This window comes from Azohydromonas caseinilytica (genome assembly GCF_012927045.1).
Taxonomy (GTDB): Bacteria; Pseudomonadota; Gammaproteobacteria; order Burkholderiales; family Burkholderiaceae_C; genus Azohydromonas; species Azohydromonas caseinilytica.
On record NZ_JABBFW010000054.1, the window covers coordinates 1 to 11,099 of the forward strand.

Here is an 11,099-nt window from a genome sequence, read left to right on the forward strand (position 1 = left end):
CGAGCCAGCGCACCACCTCGCCCAGGCTGACGATGTAGTTGCCGTGGTTCTTGAAGCAGTCGGGCAGCAGGGCGTGCGGGGTGGCCTTCGCGCCGGTCTCGGAGAGGAACAGGAACTCGTCCTCGGTGACGGGCTGCCTGAGCGGCGCGCCCAAGGCCTGCCAGTCGGGAAAGAGCTCGTTGAGCGCGATGGGGTCCATGATGGCCCCGGAGAGGATGTGGGCGCCGGGTTCGGAGCCCTTTTCCAGCACCACCACCGAGAGCTCCGAGCCCGCGGCGGCGGCGAGCTGCTTGAGCCGGATGGCGGTGGCCAGCCCCGCGGGGCCGGCGCCGACGATCACCACGTCGTAGTCCATGGACTCGCGCGGGCCGTATTGCTGGAGAAGTGCTTCGGATGTCATGGCAAAGGCAGGAAGGCTAGGGCGCTCGAAGACGGCGATCAGCGGCCCGGTGAAGAAGGAGAGACGCCCGGGCTCGGTGGACGGTACGAGGACTCGGCGGCCAGCGACATGGGATACCAGCACGACGGTGCGCGTTGCTCGTCCAGGCCGGTCTCGGCATCGAGCACCGATCCGACCAAGGCGGACCAGCTCTCGTGCTCGCCTGAGCGCTGCCTGAACTCCTGAAGGCACTGCCGCAGAAAAGCCATGGTAAGGGCTCCGTGGTGGTCACCGGACCGGTGGGAACGCCGGTCTACACAGTGGGCAAAGGTAGCCGCTGCCGCGCGCGATGGGTGCCAACCAGGTTGCAAATCGTGCCAGCCGTTCCAGCACTCCAGACCGGGGTTTCATGCTGGTCGCTCACAACATGGGCCCCTGGCGCCCCACCGATCACGCCACGCCCGCACCGGGCCGGCGTCTGGGTTTGCAGCGCCGCTCAGGCCGCCGCGCGGTCCGTGCCTGCCGGCTGCGCCGGCGCCGTCATCACGGCCAGCAGTTGCTGCTGCCGCTGGCGGGCGGCCTCGGCGTGGTGCTCCTTCACGTGGCCGAAACCGCGCACGCTTTGGGGCAGACGGGCCAGCGCCAGGGCGGTGTCGAGGCGACCGGGGGTCAGCGCGCCGATGACCTGGCGCATCAGCGCCATGTATTCACCGATGGCGGCACGCTCGCCGCGGCGCTCGGCCGTGTAGCCGAAGACGTCCAGCGGCGTGCCGCGCAAGCACTTGGCCTTGGCCAGCCACCGGTAGGCGGTGGCGATCCACGGCCCGTAGGACTGCTTGACCAGATGGCCCTCCGCATCCCGCTTGGAGAACAGCGGCGGTGCCAGGTGAAAACGCAACTTGTAGCCGCCTTCAAACTGCTGGGCCACGCGCTTGAAGAAATCCGTTTCCACATACAGCCGCGCCACCTCGTACTCGTCCTTGTAGGCCATGAGCTTGTACAGGCTCACCGCTACTTCGCGCGCCAGGCGGTCGCCGCCGGTGACGGGCTTCTCGGCCGCCGCGATCTCGCGCACGAAGCCCTCATAGCGCTTCGCATACGCGGCGTCCTGGTAGGCGGCGAGGCGCCGGCTGCGGTCCTCGATCAGCGCCTCCAGGCCCGGCATGCGCGCCGGCATCATCACCACGGCCACCGGCTTGGCGAGGCCGGCGGCCTGCTGCACCACGCCGAGGTCCAGCGCGGCCTGCCGGCCCCAGGCGAAGGCCGCCTGGTTCATCGCCACCGCCGCGCCGTTGAGCTCGATGGCGCGCATGAGGGAGGCCTCCTGCAGCGGAATCCAGCCCTTCTGCCAGGCATAGCCCAGCACGAACACGTTGGTGGCCACGGCGTCGCCCATCAGCGCGGTGGCCAGGGCCGAGGCATTGAACGCCTCCACCGACTGCGCCGCGCCGCGCACGCGCTGCAGCATGGCCTCGGGGTCGGTCTGCCACTCCGGGTTCTGGGTGAAGGCGCCGGTAGGCGCCACGTCGGTGTTCATCACGGCGCGCGTGCGGCCGGCGTCCATGGTGGCGAGGGCATCCTTGCCGGCGCCCACCATCAGGTCGCAGCCCAGCACCACGTCGGCCTGCTTCGCCGCCACCCGCGCGGCATGCAGCCCGGCCGGCGTGGCGGCCAGGCGCACGTGCGACATCACCGCGCCGCCCTTCTGGGCCAGGCCCGCCATGTCCAGCACCAGCACGCCCTTGCCTTCGAGGTGCGCGGCCATGCCCATGAGCGCGCCGATGGTCACGACGCCGGTGCCGCCGACGCCCGTGACCACCACGTTGCACGGCGCAGCCAGCGCCGGCAGGGCAGGAGCGGGCAGGTCGCGCGGCGGCGTCGCCTTCGACTTGGCCGGCTTGCGCAGCGCGCCGCCCTCGACCGTGACGAAGCTCGGGCAGAAGCCCTTCACGCAGGAGTAGTCCTTGTTGCAGGAGCTCTGGTCGATCTGGCGCTTGCGGCCCAGCGGCGTTTCCAGCGGCAGGATGGAGACGCAGTTGGACTGCGCGCCGCAGTCGCCGCAGCCCTCGCACACCTCCTCGTTGATGAGCACGCGCTTGGGTGGGTCGATGAGCTGCTTCTTCTTGCGCCGCCGGCGCTTCTCGGCTGCGCAAGTCTGGGCGTAGACGATGACGGAGACGCCCTGCTTCTCGCGCAAGGAACGCTGCAGCCTGTCCATGCCGTCGCGGTGGCCGATGCTCACGCCGGCAGGCAGCCCGCTCATGCCCTTGTAAAGCTCCGGCTCGTCGGAGACCAGGTGCAGGTGCTCCACGCCCTCGGCCGCCAACTGCTGCAGGATCTGCGGCACGGTGGGCGAGCCCTCCACGGGCTGGCCGCCGGTCATCGCGACCGCGTCGTTGACCAGGATCTTGTAGGTGATGTTCACGCCCGCGGCCTTGGCGGCGCGGATCGCCAGCGACCCGGAGTGCATGTAGGTGCCGTCGCCCAGGTTGGCGAAGATGTGCCTCGTGCCGGTGAAGGGCGCCTGGCCGATCCAGCTCACCCCTTCGCCGCCCATCTGCGTGAAGGTTTCGGTGCGGCGGTCCATCCACTGCGCCATGTAGTGGCAGCCGATGCCGGCCACGGCGCGCGAGCCCTCGGGCACCTTGGTGCTGGTGTTGTGCGGGCAACCGGAGCAGAAGTACGGCAGCCGCTGCTGCGAGCCGGGCTCGACGCGGGTGAAGCCGTCGGCCGCGCGGCACGGCGTCAGGTGGGCACGGGCGCCGTCAGGCAGTTGCTCCACGCCCAGCACCTTGGCCATGCGCGCCGCGATGACGCCGGCGATGGCCGCCGGCGTGAGCTCACCGTTGGGTGAAAGCAGGATGCCGTCGTGCGGCACCTTGACCCATTCGCCGCTCTCGTCGTACTTGCCCACCACGCGCGGCCGCGAGGCGATCGGCGCGTTGTAGAGCTGTTCCTTGAGCTGGTACTCGATGATCTGGCGCTTCTCCTCGACCACCAGGATCTCGTCCAGCCCGTCGGCGAACTCACGGATGCACTCGGGCTCCAGCGGCCAGGACACGCCGATCTTGAGCAGCCGCAGGCCCAGCGCCTGCGCCGTGGCCTCATTGATGCCCATCATCGCCAGCGCCTCGCGCACGTCGAGGTAGCTCTTGCCCGTGGTGACGATGCCGAGCCTGGCGTCGGGTGCGGCCCAGTCCTGGCGATTCAGGCGGTTCAGCCGCACGTATTCCAGCAGCGCATACAGCCGTTCGCGCTGCAGCCGGTTCTCCTGCTCCAGCGGCGGGTCGGGCCAGCGGATGTGGAAGCCGTCGCTGGGGATCGGGTAGGTGTCGGGCACCTTGATGTCCACGGCCATCGGGTCGATCTCGAAGGACGACGAGGATTCGATGGTGTCGCTGATGGACTTGAAGCCCACCCAGCAGCCCGAGTAGCGTGACATGGCCCAGCCGTGCAGGCCGAATTCGATGAATTCGCGCACGCCTGAGGGGTTGAGCACCGGGATCATGGCGGCGATGAAGGCGTGCTCGCTCTGGTGCGGCAGGCTGGACGACTTGCAGGCATGGTCGTCACCCGCAACCAGCAGCACGCCGCCGTGCCTGGAGCAGCCGGCGATGTTGCCGTGCTTGAGCACGTCGCCGCTGCGGTCCACCCCGGGGCCCTTGCCGTACCACAGCGCGAACACGCCATCGACGGTGGCGTTGGGGTCGAGGTTGACCATCTGCGTGCCCCACACGGCGGTGACGGCCAGCTCCTCGTTGAGGCCGGGCACGAACCTGATGTCGTGTTCCTGCAGATGCTTCTTGGCCTTCCACAGTTCCTGGTCCACGGCGCCCAGGGGCGAGCCGCGGTAGCCCGACACGAAGCCGCCGGTGTTCAGGCCTGCGGCCGCGTCACGCTCTTTTTGCGCCAGCAGCAGCCGCACCAGGGCCTGGGTGCCGGTCATGTAGACGCGGCCCTTGGGCAGCGTGTACTTGTCTTCCAGCGTGAGGTCGGCAAGGGCTTGGGGATGGTTCATCACAGTCTCGGTGCTTGGGACCGACATGGGGCTGTCGGTGTGCGGGCAGTTTGGACATTGGCCGCTCCGAGGTAAAACGCAAATGTTCGCTATCAGCCATCGAGGAAATCGATGTCCACTTCGCAGCCCGCCATCCGTTTCACGCTGCGCCAGCTGCAGTATTTCGCCGCGGTGGCCCGCACCGGCCAGATCTCGCTGGCCGCGGCGCAAGCCCATGTCACGCAGTCCACGATGACGGCGGCCATCGCCGAGCTGGAGCGCGTGTTGGGGACGATGCTGTTCGAGCGCGGCCGCAGCGGCGTGACGCTGACCTACGAGGGGCACCTGTTCCTGCAGCGAGCGCAGGCAGTGATTGAGGCCGCAACCGATGCGGCGCGCCACCCGTTCCAGGATCGCGGCACGGTGTCGGGCACGTTGCAGCTCGCCGCCAGCTACACCGTGCTGGGCTACTTCCTGCTGCCCTTCATCGCCAAGTTCCAGAAGCTCTATCCGGAGGCGCGCATCGTGCCGGTGGAGCGCGACCGCGAGCACATCGAGGCCGGCATCGAGTCGGGCGAACTGGAGCTGGCCGTGGCACTGACCTCCAACCTGCTGGAGCCCAGGCGTTTCCAGCGCCCAGAGCTGGCGCGCTCGCGGCGCCAGCTCTGGGCGGCCGTGAGCCATCCGCTGGCCGAGCTGAGCTTGGCGTCGCTGGAGGACGTGGCGCCCTATCCCTACATCCTGCCCGCGGTGGACGAGGGCGACGTGGCGGCGATGCGCTACTGGGACGAAGCGGGCATGCAGCCGGAATCCTTCGTGCGCACCACGTCGATGGAGGCGGTGCGCGAGATGGTGGCGCTGGGCCTGGGCGTCACGATCCTGTCCGACATGGTGTTCCGGCCCTGGTCACTCGATGGCCGGCGCATCCAGACCGTGCCGCTGAAGAACCCGATCCCGCCCATGGAAGTGGGCCTGGTGTGGCGCAAGGGCCAGCGCCTGGGCCCGGTGGCGAGCGCGCTGTGCAAGTACCTGGAGGTGTCGGTGGGGGCGCCTGGCGGGGATTGAGCCGCGGAGTCGGCTACCGCAGCGCGGCCACCACCGCATCGCCCATCGCAGTGGTGCCGACGACACGCGAGCCACCGGCCAGGTCGGCCGTGCGCAGGCCCTGGCGCAGCACGGCCGTCACGGCGGCCTCGATGCGCTGCGCCAGATCGTCGCGCCCGAGCGAGTGGCGCAGCATCAGCGCGGCGGCGCGGATGCACGCCAGCGGATTGGCGATGTCGCGTTCCGTGATGTCCAGCGCCGTGCCGTGGCCGGCCTCGTACATGCCGCGCTGCGCATCGCCCAGCAGCGCCGAGGCGGGCAGGCCGATGGACCCGGTGAGCACGGAGGCGGCGTCGGAGAGGATGTCGCCGAACAGGTTGCCGGCAAGGATGACGTCGAAGCGCGCCGGATGGGAGATCAGCTGCATCGCCGCGCTGTCGGCGTAGAGGTGCGTCAGCTCCACATCGGGGTAGTCACGCGCCACGTCGATCACGACCTCGCGCCAGACGCGCGAGGTGGCCAGCACGTTGGCCTTGTCCACGTTGCACAGCTTCGCGGACCGGCGCCGCGCGGCCTTGAACGCCACGTGGGCGATGCGCCGCACTTCGCCTTCGGCATAGCGCATGGTGTCGAAGCCTTCGCGCTCGCCGGCGAAGGGGCCGTCAGGCGCCACGCGCATGCCGCGGGGCTGTCCGGTGTAGACATCGCCGTTGAGCTCGCGCACCACCAGCACATCGACGCCGGCCACCCGCTCGGCACGCAGGGGCGACAGCTCCGCCAGTTCGGCCGGCACGCTGACCTGCTTCAGGTCGGCGAACAGGCCCAGCGCGCGGCGCAGCCCCAGGATGGCCCGTTCGGGACGCAACGAGGCGTCCAGATGGTCGAAGCGCGGATCGCCCACGGCGCCGAACAACACCGCGTCGGACGCCAAGGCCATCTCGACCGTGGACTGCGGCAGGGGCGTGCCCGTCAGCAGGTAAGCGCCGGCACCCACCGGCGCCTCCCGCAACTCGAAATCGAACCCTTGTCCCCGCAAGGCCTGCAGCACCTTGACGGCCTGGGCCACGATCTCGGGCCCGATGCCGTCCCCGGACAGGACGGCGATGCGATGCGCTGTGGCCATGGGCTCAGTCAGCCGTCGCGCCGGATTGCCGCACCAGCTTCGCGTGCTTGTCCAGCTCGGCCTTGAAGAAGGGTCCGGCCTGCTCCGGCGTGCCGTTGATGACCGTGATGCCTTGCTGGGCCAGGGCGTCCTGCACGTCCTTCTGCGCCAGCACCGTCTTCACGTCGGCGTAGGCCTTCTGGACGATGGGCGCGGGCAAGCCGGCCGGACCGACCAGCGCGATCCAGGCATCGAAGCTGTAGTTCGGCAGCCCGGACTCGGCCAGCGTCGGCACCTCGGGCAGCACCGGCGAGCGCTCCTTCGTGGAGAGGCCGATCGCGCGCAGCTTGCCGGCTCTGATGTGCGGCGCGGCGGCCGTCACGGAGATGAATCCGATATCCACCTGGCCGCCCACCAGGTCCGAGGTCAGCGGGCCGGTGCCCTTGTAGGGAATGTGGCGGATCTCCACGCCGGCCTCGTTGCCGAACATCACGCCGGCCAGGTGCAGCGTGCTGCCGTTGCCGGCCGAGCCCAGATTCAGCGTGCCCGGCTTGGCCTTCATCAGCGCCACCAGCTCGCGCGCGTTGTGCGCCTTCACCGAGGGATGTGCCACCAGGACCAGCGGCACGGTGCCGATCACGCTGATGGGCGTGATGTCCTTGAGCGAGTCGAAGGGCACCTTCTTGTAGATGCTCGGATTGATGACGTGGTTGGACGAGATCATGCCCAGCGTGAGCCCGTCCTTGGGCGCGTTCACGACCTGCACGGTGCCCGTCATGCCGCCCGCGCCCGGCAGGTTCTCGATGACGATCGGGTGGCCCATGGCCCTGGCCATCTGCGGGCTCATGGCCCGCGCGACGGCATCCACGGTGGAGCCGGCGGACAAGGGCACGACCAGGCGGATGGGCTTGTCGGAGGGGGCCTGGGCCCACGCGGCGGGCAGTGTCAGCGCCAGGCTGGCCAGGGCAAGCGCGCCTCGGCGCGTGAGGGTGCAAACGGTCACGTTGTCTCCTTCTGTTGTCGTCAAGGGGGCTTCACACGGGCTTCAAGAGCCGGCTTGCGCCTGCAGCTCTTCGAAGGACACCAGGCGCCCGGCGATGGCGCTGGCCGCCACCGTGGGCGGGCTGGCCAGCCAGACCTGTCCCGGGCCACCGCGGCCGGGGAAGTTGCGGTTGATGGCACTGACCGTGACTTGCGAAGCTTCGGTGGACGAGCCCGGCCCGCAATTGCCGCAGGCGCCGCAGGACGGCTGCAGGATGCGCGCCCCGACCTGCTCGAAAGCCTCCAGGTAGCCGCGCGCGATGCAGTGGTCGCGCACGGCCGTGGTGCCGAACTGCAGGTAGAGCTGCACGCCCGGGGCCACGCGCAGTCCGCGCCGTGCCGCCCAGGACAGCACCTCGTGGTAATGGTCGAAGTCCTCACGCTTGCCCGCGGTGCAGGAGCCGCCATAGGCGATGTCGATGCGCACCCGCTCCGCCAGCTCGCCCAGCGCCACGCCGTTGCCCGGATCGCCCGGGCGGGCCACCAGCGGCGTGAGCCGGCTGCAATCCAGCTGGATCACCTCGGCGTAGGCGGCGCCCTCGTCGCTGTGCATCCACGGCTCCAGCTTGAAATCCACGCCGCGCCGTTCCTTGAGGAAGCGCACCGTCTCCGCATCGGGCGCCACGATGCCGGTGAAGCCGCCCAGCTCGGCCGTCATGTTGGTGAGCGTGGCGCGCTCGTCGATGGAGAGCGCGCGCACCACCGGTCCGGCGAACTCGAACACCTTGCCCACGCCGGCGCCGGCGCGGATGGCCGGCAGGGCGAGCAGGTGCAGCACCACGTCCTTGGCCGTGATCCCCGGCGGCAGCGCGCCGTCGAGCTGCACGCGCAGCACCTGCGGCACGGTGAGCCGCACCGCCCCGGTGACGAAGGCATTGGCCATGTCCGTCGTGCCCACGCCGAAGGACACGCAGCCCAGCGCGCCGCTGTGCGGCGTGTGCGAGTCGGTGCCCACCACCAGGGCGCCGGGCAGCGCGTAGTGCTCGGCCACCATCGCATGCGAGATGCCGGCGACGTGGCTGCCGTCGTCCAGCGCGGCCTCGCTTTCGGTCAACGCGCGGTATTCGCGCAGCTCGTGTTCGGCCGCGAAGGCGCGCTGCGCGCGGCACATGGCCAGCACGTTGTCCACCAGCCCGCCGCGCACGTGCGCCGGGCTCTCGGACACGTAGTTGGTGTGGTCCTCGAACACGACGATGGAGCCCGGGTCGTGCAGCGCCAGTGGCTTGCCGAAGGTGGCGTGCAGCATGTGCGCGGCCATGCCCGTGTAGTACTCGTGGATGAAGCGCAGGTCGGCGCGCACGAAGGCGCCGTCGCCGGGGGCCGGGTCGGCCGCGGTCAGCTCGGTCGCCAGCGCATGGCGGGCCACGATCTTCTCGAACAGTGTGCGCGGCCGCCCGCCTTCGGGCACGGCGACCGGGCGCACGTCGCGCATGAACTGCTGTCCGAAGCGCAGCAGACCGCCGGCACGCAGGATGGCCGCGGCCAGCGCATCGCGCCCGGCCACGAGCTCGTCGATGCTGATGGCCTCGCCGGCCTGGAGGCGCGGGATCAGGCTGAAGTCGGTCGAGGTGAACAGGCCGATGTTGTCGGCGTTCTGCCGGTAGATGCGCTCGAAACTTTCTGCGATCACGAGCCGGATGCCGGCCAGCTTCTCGGCAAAGGGGCTGTGCTCGCGCGAGGAGCCCTTGCCGTAGCGCTTGCCCGCGACGGTGACGGCGAAGCCACCCTGTCGGGCCGACTCCGGGCTGAAAGGCAGACTCTCACCCGCCTTGAAACCGGTGTAGGTGAAGCGTCCGAGCCGATCGTCGTAGTGCGACAGGATGTGCACCGGCGTGATCTCGTCGGTGGATACGTCGTCGCGCAGCGGCAGCACCTCGGCCAGGGTCGCGGGCTGCCCGGCCAGCTGGCGTTGCATCACGTCGGGCGACTGGCTCAGGAACAGGATGCGGCCGTCGAGGGCAAGGTTCTGCATGGCTTCTTGGCGGGCGGGAGACGGGAACCGTGCGGGGGCCGGGCAGGCCATGACACGGGGAATGGCCGCGAATCTAGTCAGGTCCGCGCCTGTCAAGAAGTGCTGCTTCGGCATGCGGGGCATCGCGAGGCGCGATGCCTGCGGCGCCGCGACGGCATCAGCGCTGGAGCATGTCGATGAGCACGTCCACCGCCCGCAGGCGCGGCGACTTGTGGAGGGCGTAGAGCCGCAGCTCCCGCTGCGCCCAGGACTCGGCCAGCTCGCGCCGCTCGAAGGCCCCGCTGCCGGCATAGGCCGTCGCGGCGCTGGTGGGCACGATGGCCGCGCCCAGGCCGGCCTGCACCATGCGGCAGGCCGCATCGAAGCTGTTGACCGTGACCTCGATGCGCAGCGGCACCCTGGCCACTTCGGCGCGTTCGTGGATCAGCTGGTCCAGGGCCCCACCGGCCTGGATGCCGACCAGGCCGCTGCCCGCGATGTCCTTGAAGGCGATCCGCGTCTGCGCGGTCAGCTCATGTCCCGCGGGCAGCAGCACGATGAGCGGGTCGGACGCGAAATGCCAGGAATCCAACCCCTTGGGTGCCTGCGTGGCGACCGCGATGCCGAGGTCGGCACGGTCATCCAGGCAGGCACGCATCACTTCCCAGCTGCGCTGCTCCTGCAGGGCGATCTTCACCGCCGGGTAGCGCTGCTTGAAGGCCTGCAGCCGCTCCGGCAGCTCGCCGACGATGGCCGACGCGTTGGCATACAGGCGCACCGTGCCCACCACGTTGCCGCTCAGGCCCCAGACCTCGCTGACCAGGCCTTGCAACTCCGCCTCGATGCGCGTGCCCCGCTCGAACACGCAGCGGCCGGCCTCGGTCAGCTCGATGCCGCGTGCCGAGCGCACCAGCAGCGCCACGCCCAGCGCATGCTCCAGGTCGGCGATGCGCCGGCTCAACGCCGAGGCGGCGATGTGCTCCCGCTCCGCCGCACGGGCGATGGAGCCGGCCTCGGCCGCCGCCACGAAGAGGCGAAGGCTGTAGGGGTCGAGACGGGGAACGCTGGGGGCCGGGTTTGCCATCGGGTGGCCTCGTCGCGAATCGGGGCCATGCAAGGCCCCGCTTCCTTGCCTAGCCGCCGACAGGCAGGCTGACGAAGCCCCGGTACAGCGGGCTCTGCGTGCGCAGGCCTGCGCCGCGCAAGCGCAGCCCCGGCCGGCGCTTCAGCAGCGTGCCCAGCACCGTCTGCGCCTCCAGCTGCGTCAGCGACGCACCCAGGCACACATGCGGCCCGGTGCCGAAGGCCAGGGCGCCGGGATTGGCCCGCGCCACGTCCAGCCGGTCCGGCGCCTCATGCCGCTCGGGATCGCGATTCGCGGCACCGATCAGCGCCAGCACCAGCTCGCCACGGCGGATGCGCTGCCCGTGCAGCGTGAAGTCGGCCATCACGCGCCGCCCGCTCCACTGCACCGGCGTGTCATGGCGCAGCAGCTCGCGCACGGCGTTGGGCAGCAGCTCGGGGCTTTCGCACAGGCGCTCCCATTGCTCGCGGTGTGCCAGCAGCGCGTGCACCGCGTTGCCCA

Annotated in this window: 9 protein-coding genes; 1 reads left to right on the forward strand and 8 read right to left on the reverse strand. The window is 70.2% G+C overall.

The features are described 5' to 3' along the window. The 3 genes from HHL10_RS29285 to HHL10_RS29295 form a co-directional block, all read right to left on the reverse strand. On the reverse strand, nt 1-400 hold a 400-nt coding region (locus tag HHL10_RS29285), incomplete at its 3' end, for an NAD(P)/FAD-dependent oxidoreductase (protein ID WP_169163966.1). 38 nt (nt 401-438) lie between these two features. After that, nucleotides 439-648 (reverse strand): hypothetical protein, encoded by a 210-nt coding sequence (locus HHL10_RS29290; RefSeq protein WP_169163967.1) that lies wholly within the window; start codon nt 646-648, stop codon nt 439-441. 227 nt (nt 649-875) lie between these two features. Further along, nucleotides 876-4,397 (reverse strand): indolepyruvate ferredoxin oxidoreductase family protein, encoded by a 3,522-nt coding sequence (locus HHL10_RS29295; protein ID WP_235971868.1) that lies wholly within the window; start codon nt 4,395-4,397, stop codon nt 876-878. Nucleotides 4,398-4,508: 111 nt separating this feature from the next. Here HHL10_RS29295 and HHL10_RS29300 point away from each other — a divergent pair, with 111 nt between their 5' ends. Beyond that, complete coding sequence (locus HHL10_RS29300) at nt 4,509-5,441, forward strand: LysR family transcriptional regulator (RefSeq protein ID WP_169163969.1); 933 nt, start codon at nt 4,509-4,511, stop codon at nt 5,439-5,441. 13 nt (nt 5,442-5,454) lie between these two features. Here HHL10_RS29300 and leuB read toward each other — a convergent pair whose 3' ends face one another. From leuB to HHL10_RS29325, 5 genes are all read right to left on the reverse strand, one after another. Continuing rightward, a complete protein-coding gene (leuB, locus tag HHL10_RS29305) occupies nt 5,455-6,543 on the reverse strand; it encodes a 3-isopropylmalate dehydrogenase (protein ID WP_169163970.1) in 1,089 nt (362 codons plus the stop codon). A gap of 4 nt (nt 6,544-6,547) precedes the next feature. Further along, a complete protein-coding gene (locus HHL10_RS29310; RefSeq protein WP_169163971.1) occupies nt 6,548-7,525 on the reverse strand; it encodes a tripartite tricarboxylate transporter substrate binding protein in 978 nt (325 codons plus the stop codon). 42 nt (nt 7,526-7,567) lie between these two features. Beyond that, nucleotides 7,568-9,535 carry an aconitase family protein gene (locus HHL10_RS29315; protein WP_169163972.1) on the reverse strand — a complete coding sequence of 656 codons (1,968 nt, stop codon included), beginning with the start codon at nt 9,533-9,535 and terminating at the stop codon, nt 7,568-7,570. Between the two features lie 157 nt (nt 9,536-9,692). Beyond that, a complete protein-coding gene (locus HHL10_RS29320; RefSeq protein WP_169163973.1) occupies nt 9,693-10,598 on the reverse strand; it encodes a LysR family transcriptional regulator in 906 nt (301 codons plus the stop codon). A 49-nt stretch (nt 10,599-10,647) separates the two neighbouring features. After that, on the reverse strand, nt 10,648-11,099 hold a 452-nt coding region (locus tag HHL10_RS29325; RefSeq protein WP_169163974.1), incomplete at its 5' end, for a cytochrome P450.